20 protein-coding genes are annotated in these 18324 nt (G+C 69.5%); 17 read left to right on the forward strand and 3 right to left on the reverse strand.

Features of this window, described 5'->3' with window-relative positions:
- Positions 1-309 precede the first annotated feature (309 nt).
- Entirely contained in the window at positions 310-693 is a 384-nt protein-coding gene (locus H4N64_RS09770; protein WP_186281806.1) for a hypothetical protein, read from the reverse strand.
- Between the two features lie 445 nt (positions 694-1138).
- Between H4N64_RS09770 and H4N64_RS09775 the strand changes: the two genes are divergently transcribed.
- The 10 genes from H4N64_RS09775 to H4N64_RS09810 all read left to right on the forward strand — a co-directional run bounded on the left by H4N64_RS09775 (position 1139) and on the right by H4N64_RS09810 (position 7687).
- Positions 1139-1408, forward strand: a complete 270-nt coding sequence (locus H4N64_RS09775) for a hypothetical protein (RefSeq protein ID WP_186281807.1) — start codon at positions 1139-1141, stop codon at positions 1406-1408.
- Between the two features lie 268 nt (positions 1409-1676).
- The gene (locus tag H4N64_RS09780; protein WP_222108767.1) at positions 1677-2240 is read left to right on the forward strand and encodes an SAF domain-containing protein; all 564 of its coding nucleotides are present in this window, start codon (positions 1677-1679) and stop codon (positions 2238-2240) included.
- A gap of 38 nt (positions 2241-2278) precedes the next feature.
- Positions 2279-3277 (forward strand): hypothetical protein, encoded by a 999-nt coding sequence (locus H4N64_RS44380; protein WP_222108768.1) that lies wholly within the window; start codon positions 2279-2281, stop codon positions 3275-3277.
- Positions 3258-4526 (forward strand): CpaF family protein, encoded by a 1269-nt coding sequence (locus H4N64_RS09785; RefSeq protein ID WP_222108769.1) that lies wholly within the window; start codon positions 3258-3260, stop codon positions 4524-4526. Before H4N64_RS44380 ends, H4N64_RS09785 begins: the two co-directional genes overlap by 20 nt.
- Positions 4523-5422: a type II secretion system F family protein gene (locus H4N64_RS09790; RefSeq protein ID WP_186281810.1), complete on the forward strand. Its 900-nt coding sequence runs from the start codon at positions 4523-4525 to the stop codon at positions 5420-5422. Before H4N64_RS09785 ends, H4N64_RS09790 begins: the two co-directional genes overlap by 4 nt.
- On the forward strand, positions 5423-6046 hold the full coding sequence (locus H4N64_RS09795) for a hypothetical protein (RefSeq protein WP_260859630.1): 624 nt from the start codon (positions 5423-5425) through the stop codon (positions 6044-6046).
- On the forward strand, positions 6047-6316 hold the full coding sequence (locus H4N64_RS44920) for a hypothetical protein (RefSeq protein ID WP_260859631.1): 270 nt from the start codon (positions 6047-6049) through the stop codon (positions 6314-6316).
- A gap of 30 nt (positions 6317-6346) precedes the next feature.
- Positions 6347-6532 carry a hypothetical protein gene (locus tag H4N64_RS09800; RefSeq protein ID WP_186281811.1) on the forward strand — a complete coding sequence of 62 codons (186 nt, stop codon included), beginning with the start codon at positions 6347-6349 and terminating at the stop codon, positions 6530-6532.
- A gap of 10 nt (positions 6533-6542) precedes the next feature.
- Entirely contained in the window at positions 6543-7052 is a 510-nt protein-coding gene (locus H4N64_RS09805) for a TadE/TadG family type IV pilus assembly protein (protein WP_186281812.1), read from the forward strand.
- Positions 7053-7147: 95 nt separating this feature from the next.
- Positions 7148-7687 carry a TadE/TadG family type IV pilus assembly protein gene (locus H4N64_RS09810; protein ID WP_186281813.1) on the forward strand — a complete coding sequence of 180 codons (540 nt, stop codon included), beginning with the start codon at positions 7148-7150 and terminating at the stop codon, positions 7685-7687.
- A gap of 20 nt (positions 7688-7707) precedes the next feature.
- On the opposite strand, the gene H4N64_RS09815 is transcribed toward H4N64_RS09810, so the two are convergent.
- Positions 7708-8043, reverse strand: coding sequence for a hypothetical protein (locus H4N64_RS09815; protein ID WP_186281814.1), 336 nt, complete (start codon positions 8041-8043; stop codon positions 7708-7710).
- A gap of 54 nt (positions 8044-8097) precedes the next feature.
- The gene (locus H4N64_RS09820; RefSeq protein WP_186281815.1) at positions 8098-8625 is read right to left on the reverse strand and encodes a hypothetical protein; all 528 of its coding nucleotides are present in this window, start codon (positions 8623-8625) and stop codon (positions 8098-8100) included.
- 190 nt (positions 8626-8815) lie between these two features.
- Here H4N64_RS09820 and H4N64_RS09825 point away from each other — a divergent pair, with 190 nt between their 5' ends.
- From H4N64_RS09825 to H4N64_RS09855, 7 genes are all read left to right on the forward strand, one after another.
- Positions 8816-9328 (forward strand): pilus assembly protein TadG-related protein, encoded by a 513-nt coding sequence (locus H4N64_RS09825; RefSeq protein WP_222108771.1) that lies wholly within the window; start codon positions 8816-8818, stop codon positions 9326-9328.
- Between the two features lie 121 nt (positions 9329-9449).
- Positions 9450-10703: a site-specific DNA-methyltransferase gene (locus tag H4N64_RS09830; protein WP_336246674.1), complete on the forward strand. Its 1254-nt coding sequence runs from the start codon at positions 9450-9452 to the stop codon at positions 10701-10703.
- A gap of 95 nt (positions 10704-10798) precedes the next feature.
- On the forward strand, positions 10799-11164 hold the full coding sequence (locus H4N64_RS09835) for a DNA methyltransferase (RefSeq protein ID WP_336246675.1): 366 nt from the start codon (positions 10799-10801) through the stop codon (positions 11162-11164).
- Between the two features lie 327 nt (positions 11165-11491).
- A complete protein-coding gene (locus tag H4N64_RS09840; RefSeq protein ID WP_186281817.1) occupies positions 11492-12502 on the forward strand; it encodes a site-specific integrase in 1011 nt (336 codons plus the stop codon).
- A 244-nt stretch (positions 12503-12746) separates the two neighbouring features.
- The gene (locus tag H4N64_RS09845; RefSeq protein ID WP_186281818.1) at positions 12747-14207 is read left to right on the forward strand and encodes a 3' terminal RNA ribose 2'-O-methyltransferase Hen1; all 1461 of its coding nucleotides are present in this window, start codon (positions 12747-12749) and stop codon (positions 14205-14207) included.
- On the forward strand, positions 14204-16741 hold the full coding sequence (locus H4N64_RS09850; RefSeq protein WP_186281819.1) for a polynucleotide kinase-phosphatase: 2538 nt from the start codon (positions 14204-14206) through the stop codon (positions 16739-16741). The genes H4N64_RS09845 and H4N64_RS09850 overlap by 4 nt, the downstream gene beginning before the upstream one ends.
- 279 nt (positions 16742-17020) lie before the next feature.
- Positions 17021-18244, forward strand: coding sequence for an arginine deiminase (locus H4N64_RS09855; protein WP_186281820.1), 1224 nt, complete (start codon positions 17021-17023; stop codon positions 18242-18244).
- Positions 18245-18324: the final 80 nt, after the last annotated feature.

Raw genomic sequence — 18324 nt, forward strand, 5'->3', positions numbered from 1 at the left:
TCCATGCGCTGCACGGCCCTCCCGGACTCGGCCAAGAGATCGTCGGGAGGGCCTTCGCACGCCCTCCTCATCAGCAAGGTGCCGCCGCCGACGAACACACCAGTCTCGCGGGCATGCAGCCAAATCCGTCGGCACACAGCATGCCCTCAACCCACCGCCCACATAGGCATCTTGAGTGTCGTTGAACAGGCGCCTGCGCAACGAGCGTGATCCCGAGGGCAAGAGGCGAGCCGACTGACCCGGCCGTACCCGACGAAAGCGGTCACCCCCGATACGGGGGTGACCGCCTCCTCCTTGTCCGAGTCTCGGTCAGATTCCTTGCTGCTCGCACTGCCACCTGACCGGAGGGCCATCGCAGTGGGCGCAGGCCCCGTGCGCGCGGCAGTCGGTCCACCCGGCATGCAGCAGGGCAACGTCAGGGCAGTCCTGCCCGAGCGAGCAGGACGTGCTGCCGTCTTCGTGATCGAGCTTGAGGCCGGAGCAACCGCCGTCCATGGTGGTGAGGACGCCGGCGAGGCCGCTGAGGTCCGGCGGGCCCATCTCCCTGGACATGGCGACCAGGTCTTTGAAGACGAAGTGGTCAGCCTGGTCGGGTCGGTCTGCCTGGAGCGCGGCGCACATTTCCTCGGTGACTCGGTGTCCGTTGATGAGCGGCCAGCCGTCGTAGTCGGCCTGCAGACAGAGCGTGTCCATGCCCATGACGTCCGGCCGCCAGTCCCCGGCCTGGACGGCGGAAGCATCACCGAGAGGGCGGCACGTAGGTCGTCAGGAGCGCCTACTTCGTGGACGGTGACCGACACAGCCGCACGGGACGCGTCACGGACGCGTCTGTCCCGTCGAGCCTGCTTGGCGCGCTGGGCATGTCGTCCCATCCCGGCCTCCACGTCGGTGCGGCTGTTTTGTGCCCTGCGAACGACGCACCGGCGGAGCCGGTAGCCAGGGGTCCCCCGGACGTACGCGCTGCAGCATCGAGGGGGCCCGGACCGAAGGCCGGCCCCCGTGGCAGGGTGCTCCTTGGGACCCCGCGCCTCTCGGCAACGAGTTGATCGGGCGCGCAGCGTGGGATGTCGCACAGTTGGGAAGCTCTTGGCCCTCGCGATACACCCCTGTGGCGCGGCCCACGTCCGTGGTGTGGACGATGGGCGACGGCAACTCGGTGACATGTAAAGGGGCCGGGACACCGTACGGGTCGAGCACAAGCCCCAAGAGCCCGTCCCCGGACTGCGGTTACACCTACCGCACCTCCTCCGCGGGCCAGCTGGACAGCGCCTACGCGGTCTCAGCGACGGTGCACTGGACGGTCACCTGGGCCGGTGCCGGTCAGACCGGCGTCTTCCCCGACATGACGACCACATCGAATGCGGACTTCCGTGTCGCGGAGAGCCAGGCGCTGAACAACGGCGCCTGACGCGGCAACTCGTCTCCACATCGTCAACAGGCGGCGCGGGAGCGACAAACCTACATCTGATCTTGCTCGCCGCGTCGATGGCGCGGCGGGGAGCATGTCCTCTGCCGGGAGGTGCCAGTTGGTGAATACTCGTGTGCCCACGCACCCGGACCCGCCCAGCCCGGGCAACGCGCCTGCTGCGGGCTCGGTGCGGCGCCGTAACGCGCGGCCGCCGGCACGGATGGCCAGTGCGCCGAGACCGCGTCGGCTGCCCTATCTGCTGGTGGGAGTGCTGCTGGTCCTGGGCTGTGCTGCGGGCGGAGTGGTGGTGTCGACAAGCGTTGGTCATCAGGAGCCGGTGCTGGTGTTGGCCCGTTCGGTCTCGGTCGGGCAGGTGCTGTCCGACCGAGACCTGCGGGAGGAGAGCGTGTCTGCCGACAGCGCCCTGGCGTTCCTACCGGTGCGGTCGCGGGCCGAGGTGGAGGGACGACCCGTCGCCTACAGCCTGCCGGCGGGGACTCCGTTGACCAAGAACTTGCTGGGGGCGGCGCACATCCCGCCGGCCGGGCAGGCGGTGGCCGCGGTGGGGCTCAAGGCAGGTCAGTTCCCACCGGGTGTGCAGCCCGGCAACCGCGTGACGGTGGTGGTGGCGCCGACCAGCGGGAGCGCTACCGGCTCGACGTCGTCGTCGCAGGTGTCGGCGTGGGACGCCTCGGTGACCGACGTACGGAGCGACGGCACCGATCAGATCACGCTGATCTCGCTGCAGATGGCGCGGGAGGATGCCCGCCAGCTGGCCGCTGCACCGACGGACCAGTTCAGTGTAGTGATGGTGCATGGAGGCGGACAGTGACGCTGGTGGCGCTGTGCAGCCTGAAGGGATCCCCGGGCGTGACCACGGCCGCCTTGGGGCTGGCGGCCGGGTGGCCGTCCGCGGAGCAGCCGGTGGTCGTCGAGTGCGATCCGGCTGGCGGCGACCTGCTGGGCCGCTACCGGCTGGAGACGGCTCCGGGGCTGATGAGCTTGGCCGCGGCCGCCCGGCACAGGGCAGAGCCGGGACTCGTCTGGCAGCACACGCAGCGGCTGCCCGGCGGGCTGCCGGTGGTGGTCGGTCCGGCGGGTGCGGATCAGGCTCGTGCGTCGCTTGCCCAGCTTGCCCCGAGTGGAACCGGGGTCGGGGTGCTGCGGCGGGCCGCGGACCGCGCCGGGACCGTGGTGATGGCCGACTGTGGGCGCATCGACCGGGACTCCCCGGCGCTGCAGGTGGTCCACGAGGCCGACGTCATGCTGCTGCTGGCCCGCGCTCGCGACGACGCCCTGGCCCATGTGGCCACGCAATGGGACACCGCGGCGTGCTGGTCGCGACGTCCCTGCTTCGTGCTGGTCGGCGACGGCTATCCGACTGGCGAGGTCGCGCGGGAGCTGGCGGTCGACGTGATGGCCCGCATCCCGGAGGACCCGAAGGGCGCCGGAGCACTGGGCGGACGCCCCGGGCGTCGCTCGGCACCGGCCCGTTCACCCCTCGGCCGCGCCCTGGCCCAGATTGCCGAGCTGGCCGCCTCCCGTGTCCTCGATCCTCCCGGCCGGGTGCTGGAACGAACCACGAACTCAGCCCCGGTGCGAGTCTCGTCGGCCGTTCGGTCAGTCAGGCCGGCGATCCGAGCCAGCCATGGAGTGAGTTACGGCGATGACCGAACCGAAGAAGACATACACAGCCCTGCCGTACGAAGGAGCCGTCCCACCACCGGAGGGAGACGGACAGCCACCCACCCGCTCCGCCCTGGTGAACGGTCTCAGCAACCGCCGGACGCAGATCGGTCCGCCGGCCGAGCGGCTGCGCCTCCACCTGCGACAGCAACTCTCGGAGCGGATGGCGCAACAGATCCGTGACGACGAGGCCGCAGGCCGCCCGCCGATGACCGACGCCGTCCGCCTGGCCCTGGCGGAGAAGATCCTCGCGGACGCCGCCGAGGAGTACGCCCACAAGTCGCTCACTGGCGGACAGACGGTAGTGGTGCCTGATGTCGAGCAGATGGTCATCACGACCGTGCTGAACGAGGTGTTCGGGCTGGCCGGGCTGGAGCCGCTGCTGAAGGACCCGCTGATCGAGAACATCAATGTCACCGGCGACCGGGTCTTCGTGCGCTTTGCCGACGGCCGCCGCGAACGCCTGCCACCGGTGGTCGGCTCCGACGTAGAGCTGGTGCAGCTCGTCCGCGACTTGGCAGCCCGCAGCGGGCTGGAGGAACGCCGCTTCGACCGAGGAAGTCCCGGAGTGAGCTTCCAACTTCCCGGCGGAGAGCGGGCATTCGCAGTGATGGCGGTCACCACCCGCCCGTCGCTGTCCATCAGACGGCACCGCTTCCAGCGCGCCACCCTCGCTCAACTGCGCGAGAACGGCACCCTCGACCCGAGCTTGCAGTCCCTGCTCGCCGCGATGGTCCGCGCGCGCAAGAACATCCTGATCACCGGCGGGACGGCAATCGGCAAGACGACCATGCTGCGCGCCCTCGCCGCCGAGATCCCGCCGTGGGAGCGGCTGGTCACCGTTGAGGACGTCTTCGAACTCGGCCTGGACGTCGACGAGCAGGCGCACCCGGACGTGGTGGCGATGCAGGCGCGCGAGGCGAACATTGAGGGCCAGGGCGAGGTCAGCCAGGCCGAGTTGGTGCGGTGGGCGCTGCGCATGTCCCCGGACCGGGTGATCGTCGGAGAGGTCCGCGGGCCTGAGGTCATCCCGATGTGCAACGCGATGTCCCAGGGCAACGACGGCTCCATGGGCACGCTCCACGCCTCCACGAGCCGAGGAGCGTTCACCAAGCTGGCCGCTTACGCCGTCCAGGGCCCCGAGCGGCTGCCGCTGGAGGCCACCAACCTCCTGGTCGCCAGCGCGCTCGACTTCGTCGTCCACCTGGACAAACCCCGCGGCCACGAGGACCAGCGCGTGGTGTCCTCCATCCGGGAGATCGTCGACGCCGACGACAAGCAGATCGTCTCCAACGAAGTCTTCCGCCCCGGACCGGACCTGCGCGCGGTACCCGGCGTGCCGCTGCGCACAGAAACCATGGAGGACCTGGTTGCGGCCGGCTTCAAACCGGAGGCGATCGACCACCCCGAGTGGATGTGGCCCCAGCCATGACCGGATACGTGTCCGTGATGGGACTCCTGGGCCTCGGCGCAGGGTGCGGGCTGGTGCTCCTGATACGCGCGTGGCGGGCCCCCGCCTACGTGGCTGGTCCGGTTCGCCGCCCGTGGCGGCGCGAGTCGCGCCGCCATGTCCGGCGCTGGCTGGCGGTCGCGGTCGGGGCGGGGCTGCTGGTTGGGGCCATGACCGGGTGGGTTGTCGGCGGACTGCTGGCGGCGATGGGCGGCTGGAGCCTGCCGCGGATCCTCGGCTCCGGCACGGCCGATCGAGAGCAGACCGCCCGGATCGAAGGCATCGCCGGATGGACGGAGATGCTGCGCGACACCCTCGCCGCTGCAGTCGGCCTGGAACAGACGATCCTGGCCACCGCCCCCGCCGCGCCGGAGGCCATCCGCCCCCAAGTAGCTGATCTAGTCGCCCGGTTGGAGCGCGGCGAGCGCCTGAACACCTCATTGCGGCACCTGGCGGACGACCTGGCCGACCCGACCGCCGACCTGGTGATCGCCGCCCTGATCCTCTCCTCGGAGCACCAGGCCCGGCAACTCGCCCCGCTGCTGGGCGAACTCGCCGCCACCGCCCGTGCGCAGGTGGAGATGCGCCACCGGGTTGAGGCCAGCCGCACTCGCACCCGGACCACCATGCGCGTCGTGGTGATCACCACGCTGGCCTTCGCGGGCGCCCTGATCCTGTTCAACCCGCAATTCCTCACTCCTTACGACTCCGTGGCCGGGCAACTGATCCTGCTCCTGATCGGGGCACTGTTCACGGTCGCCTTCGTGTGGCTGCGTCGCATGGCCCGCATCGAGGAACCGGAACGCTTCTTCACCGGGCTGGAGAACGTCGGCCGGACACCCGAGGCCGCGGCGACCATGCATCAGGAGGTGACCTGAATGATTGCCCTGGTGCTGCTGGGCGCCGGGGCCGGCCTGGGCCTGTGGGCGCTGGTGGTGTGGCTGATCCCGCCCCGCCCGCCCCTGGCCGCGCTGATCTCCCGGCTGAACGCCACTCCCGCGCGGCCGCCGATCCTCACCACCGAGACGGGCGGCTGGGCCGTACGACTCGGCAGCCCGTTCAGCGGCCTGCTGCGCGCGCTCGGCCTGCCCGGCCGCACGGTCAGTCAGGACCTCGCCATCGCCGAACGGTCACCCGAAACCCACCTGGCGGAGAAGGCCGCGCTGGCACTGACCGGGCTGCTGCTGCCCGCCACGGTCGGTGTGCTGCTGACTCTGGCGGGCCGCCCGTTGCCCTGGCCCGTGCCGCTGGGCGGCTCGCTGGCCCTGGCGGTCGCCGGTTTCCTCCTGCCGGATGCGACGGTGCGGGCAGAGGCCGAACGGCGCCGACAGGCCTTCCGTCACGCGCTGGGCGCCTACCTGAACCTGATCCACGTCCTGCTCGCCGGAGGCGCCGGTGTCGACGGTGCCCTCATCGACGCGGCTGGCATCGGGCAGGGCTGGTCGTTCCGGCAGCTGCGGCGCGCGCTGAACACCGCCCGCCTTACCCGTACGTCCCCCTAGGTGGCCCTGGGGCAGCTCGGCGAGGAACTCCAGGTCAGCGAGCTGACTGAACTCGCCGCAGCGCTCTCCCTGGCGGGTACGGAGGGCGCCAAGGTCCGGGCCTCGCTCGCCGCCAAGGCTGCCGCCATGCGACAACGCAGCGGCGCCGAAGCCGAAGGCAAAGCCAACGCCGCCACGGAACGGATGGCCCTGCCCGGCATTCTCATGGCCTTCGGCTTCATCATCTTCGTCTTCTATCCCGCTCTGACTCAGATCACGAACTCCCTGTGAAAGGCGTCGACGCCAGAAGGAATTGCCCTGATGTCTCTGCTGAATTCGATTGCGACCCGAGCCCGGTCCTTGATCGCCAGTCTCGCCCACGACGATCGCGGGGTCACCACGGAGCACGTCATCTGGATCGCGGGTCTCGCGGCCCTCGCCCTCACTATCGTCGGCATCTTCGGCCCGGAGATCACCGCCGCGGCCAAGAGCGTCGTGTTCAAGTAGGCGTGCCGACATGACACTTACCGCGGTCGGACAGCAACATCGCACATGGCGCCCCGACCACACCGGCACCCGCCTGCGCACTGGCCTGCTGCGGGACGAGCGGGGGGCGGTCACCACCGAGATGGTGATCATCATGCCGGTGCTGCTCACCATGGTGCTGTTACTCGCGCAGGCCGCCGTCTGGTGGCACGCCGTCCACATCGCGCAGGCCACCTCCGCCCATGCCCTGGCGGTCGCCCGCGTCCAGGACGGCACCGTCTCCGGCGGCCAGAAGGAGGCCCAGCGGATTCTCGACCAACTCGGCCGCGGACCACTGCGCAGTGCGCACGTCACCGTCACCCGCACCGCCGACCGCACCGAGGTTCACGTCACCGGTACGGCCACCAGCGTCGTCCCCTTCCTGCACCTGCCAGTGCGCACCCATGCGTCCGGCCCTGTCGAACAGTTCCGCCCGAACCCCCGTGGGTTCGCGAATTCCGAAGCCGGTGCGGGTGGGAACCCACGTGTGGGTGGCCCGTGATGTGGGGGCCTGGGGGCTTGAGTTCGCCAACCCGCGGTGGGTGCATGGGGTCAGTCCTTGCTCGCGGCATTTCAGGTGGACGTACAGGCGCCGCGATGAGACGGCTCCCGTGCAGCGCCGATCCCTGCCCAGCCGAGGGCCGGTGCGCCGGTTGTCTACTTGCCCTGCTGCGGCACGATGCGCGCGGATCGGTGACGGTCGAGCTGGTGATGACCATCCCCATCCTGATCCTGATGCTGTGGTTCCTGGTTTACAGCGGGCGGCTGTCCGACGCCCGGCTGCAGATCGAGGACGCCACCCACCAGGCCGCCCGCGCCGCCACCTTGGAGCGCAGCCGGTCAGCCGCCGCGGCCGACGCCCGCTCCACCGCGGCATCCGTCCTCGGTAACGCCGGCGTCACCTGCCGGACCCTGTCCGTCACCGTCCGCGGCACTCTGCAAGCCGGATCCACTGTCAGAGTCGCCGTCTCCTGCACCGTCGGCCTGCACGACCTGGCCCTGCTCCAGGTACCGGGGACGACCACCCTCACCGCCCAGTTCGCCTCACCGGTCGACGTCTACCGCTCAGGACCTCGCGGGTTCGAGGATTCTGAAGCCCGGCTGCCCCCGAACCGAAGTGTGGGTAGCGACTCGTGACTGTGTATGCGTGCTTGGGTTCATGCTCCCGGGGCGGAGCGTGTTCTTGCTCGCGCCAAACATGCAGCGCGAGCTGCGGTCCACACGGACTCGAACTCTGCGGCCGTCAGCTCTTGTGGATCGTGCTCTTCCCACTCGCCGACCGGATTTTCGGCCGTCCGGCCAAACACCGTCTCGTACTGGCCGACGGCTCCGGCCCGCTGGGCTGCGTCCCACTCGGCCAGCGCAGCGGCCGCAATGGGCTTCTCCAGCGGTCCTTGCAGCTCGACCTGGCGTGTGATCAAGCCGCCGGAGTCCGCCTCGAAGTAGAACCAGATGTCTTCTTCGAGCCAGTAGCTGCGGAACCAGCGCGTCATCTCTCCATCTCTCGACAGCCGTTGAACGGTTTGGATTCGCGCACCTTTTACTGGCTATACGACGGTCTTGCAGAACACGCCGTGCCCCTGGTTATGGGCACGGCGGGCCAAGGTGCGGAACGAGACCACGGTGTCTTGGGCGTCGCTGAAATCGGCAAAGTCGACCTCGGGGACGTCGAACCACTGCAAGGCGAGCAGCGGCAGGTGCTCGTCTTCGATCGCGGCGAGCGTTGCCACCCAGTTGTCCGGCAGTTGATGCAGCAGCATCCCGGTGTCCCAGGGAGACTCCTGGCCTGGCTCTTCTTCCCTGGGTGGCCAGGACCTCTCGTCGGGCCAGATCAGCACGGGTCCGACATCACGGGGATCGAATGGGGCAGCGGCTGCGAAGGCCAGCAACTGCCCCAGCACGACGTGCGGATCGAGGCCCTTGCCATCGAACCAATCGGCAGCGTGATCATCCAGGCTGGTACCGGAGTGCTGATGCCAGTCCCCGTTGGGGCCGACGGCCCAGTCGATTGCGACCGAGCCTGCCGGCGCCCGGAAGTAGTCGTGCAGTATGCCCATGGCCTGCAGCGTATCCATCGCTCATCCCTCGACCGCGCTGCAGTTGAACTCCACCGTGCGTTCCTGGCCGAAGTCCTCGGCAACCGCCAGCCTCGGGGCCCGCGTCAATGCCCGATTCCGCACGGCCACCAGCGTCATGACCGCTCCAGTTCGCCGCAACTGAACCAACGACTCTTGCGGCACGACGACCACTACTGGAGGTGACACCGTGAGAACATCGCACCGACTCCCCACCCGCCTGGGCAACCTCGCCAGTGACCAAAGGGGCCAGGTCACCCCGTTCGTCGTCATCCTCGCGGTCGCCGTCGTGATGTTCGCCGGCCTCGTTGTGGACGGCGGCCTGGCACTGGCTGCCAAGGTCCGCGCCATCGGGGAAGCCCAGGAAGCCGGTCGCGCCGGCGCCCAGGCCCTGGACCTGGCCGCGTACCGCGACTCCGGCACCGTACGCCTCGTCCCCGACGGGGCACGCACGCTGGCCCAGAACTACCTCGCCTCCACCAGCGACTCCGGCACCGTCACCGTTATCGACGACACGGTCACGGTGACCGTCACCGCCCGCCAGCACACCCAACTCCTCGGTCTGCTCGGCCTTGACTCCCTGACCGTGATCGGCAGCGGCTCCGCCCATCCCGCCCGGGGCATCACCGCCGAAGACCGTGAGTTCGCGAATTCCGAAGGGGTGTCTGGTGCGAACCCGAGGGTGGTGGGCTCTGGTGGGTGAGCGCTGGCCCTGGGGTTCGCGGACCGATGGGCCGGCTGGAGTGGGGCGCGGGTGCGGGGGCGGTCTACGGGAGTTGGGGTGGTTGGTGCTGGAGGTGGGCGATCGCCGGGTGGTCCAGGGTGTGGGTGTAGCGCTGGGCCCCTTCGACGCTGAGGCCGAACAGGTCGCACAGGACCAGCCCGGCATCAACCTGCCCACCGGAGCGTTCGTCGGCATCGGCCTCGCCGCCCTGCTCACCGCCGCCCTGCTCACCGTGCGACGCCGCCGCCGCGTGCGCTACCGCCCCGGCAGCGGCGAACGCGACGACCTGACCATCGCCCCCGGCATACACGCCCTACGCCGTGCCTACGACGACGCCACCCGCAGCGACGGACCTGAGGACCCCGACAGCGACCACCCGCAAACAGAAGCCCGCCAAGCCCGTCCAGAGGCCCTTCAGCCGACTGACGAAGACAGCGACGCGCCCACATCCCCATCGACAGACGGACGGGTCATCGGCGTCAAGGACGGCCAATCTCTCGCCTGGCACCTGGCCCGCGCTCAGGGACTCGGTCTCGTCGGCCCAGGAGCCCTCGGCGCCATCCGCGCCCTGCTGGTCGCCTTGCTCGGTGAACCCCGCCAACCCACCACCGCCCCCACCGAGATCCTCATTCCGGCCTCCGACGCCCGGATGCTGATCGGCGAGCGCGCCGGCCACCTGACCCGGCTGCGCATCGTCGATGACATCGACGCAGCGCTGGATGCCATGGAGACGGAACTCCTCACCCGCGCCCGGACCCACACCGACCCTGACACGGCACCGGACGCCGACGACCCGCACCACGGCGACCTGGTGCTCGTCGCCACCTCCGCCCCGCACGCCGACCGCCGTCTCGACGCCATCCGCGAGCCCCTGGTCCGTCCCGAGGCGCTGGCCGAAGGCATCGTCATCGGCGGCTCCCGCAAGGGCCGCCGTGCGGGCATCGATGTGACCGCACGGCGACGCGGTCAAAGTGTCTACGGAGTCGCCAAGTACACGGAGAGCACAGCCTTCTTAGCTCACCCACCGGGGGAGGGGTTGCGGCCCACCGGGTTTCGGCACACCTCTGGCCACGCCAAGGGCCGGAACCCCGGCGATGTCTGGTCGATGTCCCCCCGGCCGCTGCGCGCCGCTCACTTCGCGGCATTCCCCATTGATCTGCCCTTGCGCTGCATTGGCGCCGGCTGTCCGCCCCGTGGCACCGTGCTCGATCCGTTCAGTGGCGCAGCCACGACCGCTCTTGCGGCTCGCCAACTGGAACGCCGGTACATCGGTATCGACCTGCGCCGCGACTTTCACGACATCGGATTGGACCGGCTTGGCCTGCCTCGGCCGCGAGGTGAGGAGACGGCGTGAGCGCACCCAGCGGGGCGAAGCACCACTCGTACGAGCTCTTGACCGGAGACGCCTCAGAAGTCCTGCGAACGCTTCCTGCCGCCTCCGTTGATTGCGTGGTCACGTCTCCGCCGTACTGGCGGATGCGGGACTACGCCACGGGCCGCTGGAACGGTGGCAAAGCCGACTGCCTCCACGCCGCAGACGCCCCTGCCCATCCGACGCCGCGCGTGTGCGCACGCTGCGGAGCATCCTGGACAGACGCCCAGCACGGTCTTGAACCCACACCGACTGCCTACGTCGAGCACCTGCGACAGGTCTTCTACGAGCTGCGACGGCTGCTGTCGCCGACCGGCACGCTCTGGCTGAACCTCGGCGACAACTACTCCACCAACAGCGACGGGTACCGGTGCGCCCAGCCGCTGCGTTATCGAGAGTCAGAGGTCGATCGCTATATCGAATCCCCTCCGCGCGCCGCCTGAGGCCCACCAAGATCCCATCAGGAGGAGAGTGCGTTGGCGAACGAGGAAGTTTACGACCGCTGGCACAAGGCACGCCCGGAGGACGGAGAACCAGAATGCCCGGAACACCCAGGCTTGGTCCCGAGTGCTGACCACGGATGCGAGAAACGTTGGCAGGCGCGCTGGAGGGACAGGAACGGCCGTCAGAGGTCCAAGAACTTTCCAAAAAACCGGAAGACGGCTGCCAAGTCCTATCAGCGTAGCCAGCGTGCGGCAGTGGAGGAGGGACGGGATCCACTGCCCCACCGCGGCCACCGGGACAAGGGGATACCGACTATCGAACAGTACGTGGAGACTTTCCTGTCGCGGCACGAGGGCCGCCCCGGCACCATTGATGCCTACTCGTCCCGTCTGAGGGTTCAGGTCATCCCGGTCTTGGGCCAACGCTTGGTCGGCGATGTGAAGCGTGGGGAGTATCGCGACTTCTTCGCTGCACTCAAGAAGAACGGAATGCCCGACACCACTCGGAACGCGGTGAAGCAGGCGCTGTCGGTCATGCTCTCCATGGCGGTGGAGGACGGATACCTGGAAGGCAACCCCGTTGCCGGTATCCGTCTTCCGCAGGGAAGCTGCCGAAGCACGCGGTTGACGTGGCAGTACGTGGTTGCCTTGGCGGAGGAGATTTACCCCAGGTATGAGCTGCTCGTCTGGTACGGAGCACTCCAGGCACTGCGCCCCATGGAAGCAGTCGCTGTGCGGCGTGAGGACATGGAAGCGGTACCTGGCTGGCAAGCGGTGGTGGAGCAGAGACGGCTTGGGGAGCCAGCGCCTTTGAAAACGGCTGCCAGCAAGGCGTCGATTCCGGTTGGCTCCTTCCTCTGGGGCAAGTACGAAGATCACATGACGCGCTGGCGGGCTCCTCTGACAGAGGCAGCGCTGCGTAAGCGCGAGCGACGTGGCTCGCCGCCCATCCCCACCGAATACGCTCACTTGGTCACCGTGACCAAGCTCTGGAAGCCGGTGGGCAGCACGTTGAACTATGCCTTCAACCGCGCGAAGGAGAAGGTCAGGGCGCGGGGGATCGCGATCCCCGAGGACGCTACGTTCAGGGACCTGCGGCACTTCGTCGACGCGGTGCTCATATCCTCGGGGGTGGAGCCACGCAAGGTCCAGGCCCGCATGCGGCACGCTCACCTGTCCGAGACGCTCGACACCTACGGCTACCTGGTCTGGCAGGTGGACTGGGAGAACGCTCCGGCGTCGTTCGAGGAGCTGTACGGCATCCCGGCGCCGCCTGGACTGCCGGAGGCCGCCCTGGTGCCACGCGCCGAGCGACCGCGGAGCACCGGAAAATCCTGAGTGCGCAGCGGGGGATTCGCTGTAGTTTGGGCGGGCGCGCCGACGAAGAGGTGCTCCCGTGGCCGGCTGACCGTAGCGCAGTTTCGCTACAGGGTTAGGAAGGGGTCAGGAGCCGTGACCATTGAGGCGCGATCATCATTTGCCATGCTCCATCAGAGGTCTGCGAGTGTGCACCCGTTGTGCACCGCAGTACAGGGCACGGCGAGTATCCGCAGTTCAGAACCCATTTCGAGGTTTCCTCACGATGTTCCTGACGATCACCACCACCGGCACCCCGGAACGCCCCGCCACCGACCTCGGCTTCCTGCTGCACAAGCATCCCGAGAAGGCGCAGGCGTTCTCCACGTCCTACGGCACGGCCCACGTCCTCTATCCCGAGGCGGACGCCGAGCGCTGCACGGCGGCGCTGCTGCTGGAGGTCGACGCGGTGTCACTTGTCAGGCGCGGCAAGGGCAAGGGCCGCGGCGGCGCCGCCGACGCGGCGCTCGCGCAGTACGTCAACGACCGCCCCTACGCGGCCTCGTCGCTGCTCGCGGTGGCACTGAGCGCCGTGTTCTCCAGCGCGATGCGGGGCGTGTGCAACGCCCGCCCGGAGCGCGCCGCCGAGCCGCTGCCCCTGCGCATCGAGGTGCCCGCGCTGCCCGCCCGCGGCGGCCCGGATCTCGTACGGCGCTTGTTCGAGCCGCTCGGCTGGGCGGTGACCGTCGAACCGGTGGCCCTCGACGAGCAGTTCCCCGAGTGGGGCGATTCGCGCTACGTCCGGCTCGTCCTGGAGTCCGAGGCGCTCACCCTCGCCGAGGCACTGCGCCACCTGTACGTCCTGCTGCCCGTCCTGGACGACGCCAAGCACTACTGGGTCGCCCCCGACGAGGTCGACAAGCTGCTGCGCGCCGGTGAGGGCTGGCTTCCGGACCACCCCGAGCAGAAGCTGATCACCAGCCGCTATCTCTCCCGCCGCTGGTCGCTGACCCGCCAGGCCATGGAGCGGCTTGAGCTGGTGCGGCTCGCCGAGGCCGACGACAGCGAGGTCGAGGACATCGACAACGCCGTCGAGGCCGAGGCGGAGGAAGAGGAGCGCCCCACCCCGCTCGCCGTACAGCGCCGGGACGCGATCCTCGCCGCGCTGCGGGAGTCCGGTGCCGCCCGGGTCCTCGACCTCGGCTGCGGCCAGGGCCAGTTGGTGCAGGCGCTGCTCAAGGACGTGCGCTTCACCGAGATCGTCGGCACCGACGTCTCGATGCGGGCGCTCACCATCGCCTCCCGCCGGCTCAAGCTGGACCGCATGGGCGAGCGGCAGGCGTCCCGGGTCAAGCTCTTCCAGGGCTCGCTCGCCTACACCGACAACCGCCTCAAGGGCTACGACGCCGCCGTGCTCAGCGAGGTCATCGAGCACCTCGACCTGCCCCGGCTGCCCGCCCTGGAGTACGCGGTGTTCGGCGCCGCCCGCCCCCGCACGGTCCTGGTGACCACCCCGAACGTCGAGTACAACGTCCGCTGGGAGTCCCTCCCGGCCGGACACGTCCGGCACGGCGACCACCGCTTCGAGTGGACCCGCGAGGAGTTCCGTACCTGGGCGGCGAAGGTCGCCGAACGGCACGGGTACGGCGTGGAGTTCGTCCCCGTCGGACCCGACGACCCCGAGGTCGGGCCGCCCACCCAGATGGCCGTGTTCAAGCGTGACGACAAGGAGGAGAAGGCCGCATGACCGAGAACAAGGGGCGCACCCTGCCCGTCACCGACCTCTCCCTCGTGGTGCTCGTCGGCGCCTCCGGCTCCGGCAAGTCCACCTTCGCGCGCAAGCACTTCAAGCCCACCGAGGTGATCTCCTCCGACTTCTGCCGCGGCCTGGTCGCCGACGACGAGAACGACCAGAGCGCCTCCCGGGACGCCTTCGACGTTCTGCACTACATCGCGGGCAAGCGCCTCGCGGGGGGCCGTCGTACGGTCGTCGACGCCACCAGCGTCCAGCAGGACTCCCGGCGCCGGCTGATCGAGCTGGCGAGGAAGTACGACGTCCTGCCCATAGCCATCGTGCTGGACATGCCGGAGGAGGTGTGCGCCGAGCGCAACGCGGGCCGCACCGACCGCGCCGACATGCCCCGCCGGGTCATCCAGCGGCACATCCGCGAACTGCGCCGGTCCATCAGGCACTTGGAGCGCGAGGGCTTCCGCAAGGTGCACATCCTGCGCGGCGTGGAGGACGTCGAGAACGCCACCGTCGTCACCGAGAAGCGCTTCAACGACCTGACCCACCTCACCGGCCCGTTCGACATCATCGGCGACATCCACGGCTGCTCCGCCGAACTGGAGTCGCTGCTCGGCAAGCTGGGCTACCTCGACGGCGTCCACCCGGACGGCCGTACCGCCGTCTTCGTCGGCGACCTCGTCGACCGCGGCCCGGACAGCCCGGGTGTGCTGCGCCGGGTGATGTCGATGGTGAAGTCGGGCCACGCGCTGTGCGTGCCGGGCAACCACGAGAACAAGTACGGTCGCCACCTCAAGGGCCGCAAGGTCCAGCACACGCACGGCCTCGCCGAGACCATCGAGCAGATGGAGCACGAGAGCGAGGAGTTCCGCGCGGAGGTACGGGAGTTCATCGACGGACTGGTCAGCCACTACGTCCTCGACGGCGGCCGCCTTGTCGTCTGCCACGCCGGTCTGCCGGAGAAGTACCACGGCCGTACGTCGGGACGGGTCCGCTCGCACGCGCTGTACGGCGACACGACGGGGGAGACGGACGAGTTCGGGCTGCCGGTGCGCTACCCGTGGGCGGAGGACTACCGAGGCCGGGCGGCTGTGGTGTACGGCCACACCCCCGTCCCCGAGGCCACATGGCTCAACAACACCATCTGCCTGGACACCGGCGCCGTCTTCGGCGGCAAGCTGACCGCGCTGCGCTGGCCGGAGCGGGAGCTGGTCGACGTACCGGCGGAGCAGGTCTGGTACGAGCCGGCGAAGCCGCTGCGCACCGAGGCGCCCGGCGGACATGACGGACGTCCGCTGGACCTGGCGGACGTGCACGGGCGCCGCGTCGTGGAGACGCGGCACTCGGGACGCGTCGCGGTCCGCGAGGAGAACGCGGCGGCGGCCCTGGAGGTCATGAGCCGTTTCGCGGTGGACCCGCGGCTGCTGCCGTACCTTCCCCCGACCATGGCTCCGACGGCGACCTCGCAGGTGGAGGGCTATCTGGAGCACCCGGAGGAGGCGTTCGCGCAGTACCGGGAGGACGGGGTCGCGCGGGTCGTGTGCGAGGAGAAGCACATGGGTTCGCGGGCGGTCGCGCTGGTGTGCCGGGACGCGGTGGCCGCGCGACGGCGGTTCGGGGTCGACGGACCGACGGGCTCCCTCTACACCCGCACCGGCCGACCCTTCTTCGACGACGAGTCGGTGACGGAGGCGATCCTCGACCGCGTGCGCACGGCCGTCGGCGAGGCCGAGCTCTGGGACGAACTCGGCACGGACTGGCTGCTGTTGGACGCCGAGCTGATGCCGTGGTCGCTGAAGGCGTCCGGGCTGCTGCGCTCGCAGTACGCGGCCGTGGGCGCCGCCTCGGGGGCGGTGTTCCCGGGTGCGCTCACCGCGCTGGAGGGCGCCTCGGCGCGCGGAGTCGATGTGGCGGACCTGTTGGCGCGGCAGCGCGAACGGGCCTCGGACGCCTCGGCGTTCACCGAGGCCTACCGCCGCTACTGCTGGACCACCGAGGGCCTGGACGGCGTCCGCCTGGCGCCGTTCCAGATCCTGGCGGTCCAGGGCCGCAGCCTCGCCGGCATTCCGCACGACGAACAGCTCGCCCTGATCGACCGGCTCGTCGAGCACGACGGCACCGGCCTGCTCCGGACGACCCGTCGCCTGTACGTCGACACCGCGGACCCGGAGTCGGTGCGGGCGGGCGTCGACTGGTGGCTGGAGATGACCGGGCGCGGCGGCGAGGGCATGGTCGTCAAGCCGGTCGGCGCGCTGGTGCGCAGCACGGAGGGCCGTCCGGTGCAGCCCGGGATCAAGTGCCGCGGCCGCGAGTACCTGAGGATCATCTACGGCCCCGAGTACACGCGCCCGGACAACCTCACCCGGCTGCGCCGCCGCTACCTCAACCACAAGCGCTCGCTCGCGATCCGCGAGTACGCGCTCGGCCTGGAGGCACTGGACCGGCTGGCCGAGGGCGAGCCGCTGTGGCGGGTCCACGAGGCGGTGTTCGGCGTACTGGCCCTGGAGTCGGAGCCGGTCGACCCGAGGCTGTGACGGCACCACCACAGAGCTGTTCGTCGTAGGGGTGGAACTCGACCTGGGCGACGGTCCTGGTGGGCGAGACGTTCCAGCACTCTCCCGTGTCCTGCGTCCATGCCTTGTAGGTCGGGTCAGGGGTCGTGGGTCCGTTTGCCGGGAACCGGTCGTCAGACGGCTCCTCGGCCCCTTCAGCATCGGCGGGGAGAGATCCATGGGGTACCTGCAACGTTTCAGGTTGCGACAAGAACGCGCGGAAGTGGGGTGAAGACGGCCATCGGTGGTCAGGATGGAGTCATGGCATTCCATGTCGACTCCGAGGCCGGGCGGCTCAGCCGCGTCATCCTGCACCGGCCGGATCTGGAGCTCAAAAGGCTCACCCCCAGCAACAAGGACGCGCTGCTCTTCGACGATGTGCTCTGGGTGCGCCGGGCGCGCGCCGAGCACGACGGATTCGCCGACGTCCTGCGCGACCGCGGCGTCACCGTCCACCTCTTCGGCGACCTGCTCACCGAGGCCCTGGCGATCCCGGCGGCCCGCAGCCTCGTCCTGGACCGCGTCTTCGACGAGAAGGAGTACGGCGTCCTCGCCACCGACCATCTGCGCGCCGCCTTCGAGAACCTGCCCGCGCCCGAGCTGGCCGAGGCCCTGGTCGGCGGTATGACCAAGCGGGAGTTCCTGGACGCGCACCCGGAGCCGACCTCCGTGCGCTTCCACGCCATGGAGCTCGACGACTTCCTCCTCGCGCCCCTGCCCAACCACATCTTCACCCGTGACACCTCCGCCTGGATCTACGACGGCGTCTCCGTCAACGCCATGCGCTGGCCGGCCCGCCAGCGCGAGACCGTGCACTTCGAGGCGATCTACCGGCACCATCCGCTGTTCCGTGACGAGACGTTCCATGTCTGGTCCGAGGGGCAGGCCGACTACCCGTCCACCATCGAGGGCGGTGACGTCCTGGTGATCGGCAACGGCGCCGTGCTGATCGGCATGAGCGAGAGAACCACGCCCCAGGCCGTGGAGATGCTGGCGTACAAGCTGTTCGCCGCGGGCTCCGCCGAGTCGATCGTGGCGCTCGACATGCCCAAGCGGCGCGCCTTCATGCACCTCGACACCGTGATGACGATGGTCGACGGCGACACCTTCACCCAGTACGCCGGGCTCGGCATGCTCCGCTCGTACACCATCGAACCCGGCGTCGACGGCAAGGAGCTGAAGGTCACCGACCATCCGCCGGAGCACATGCACCGCGCCATCGCCGCCGCCCTCGGGCTGAGCGAGATCCGGGTCCTGACCGCGACACAGGACGTCCACGCGGCCGAGCGGGAGCAGTGGGACGACGGCTGCAACGTCCTCGCGGTCGAGCCCGGCGTCGTCGTGGCCTACGAACGGAACTCCACCACCAACACCCATCTGCGCAAGCAGGGCATCGAGGTCATCGAGATCCCGGGCAGCGAGCTGGGCCGGGGGAGGGGCGGCCCGCGCTGTATGAGCTGCCCGGTCGAACGTGGGCCTGTATAGAGAAGCCTTCCTGTATGGAAAGCCCTCCTGTATAGAAATGTGGAACATCGTATAGACTTCCAGGGTCATAGTTCACGTAT

It is taken from the genome of Streptomyces cupreus, assembly GCF_014257025.1.
Taxonomy (GTDB): domain Bacteria; phylum Actinomycetota; class Actinomycetes; order Streptomycetales; family Streptomycetaceae; genus Streptomyces; species Streptomyces cupreus.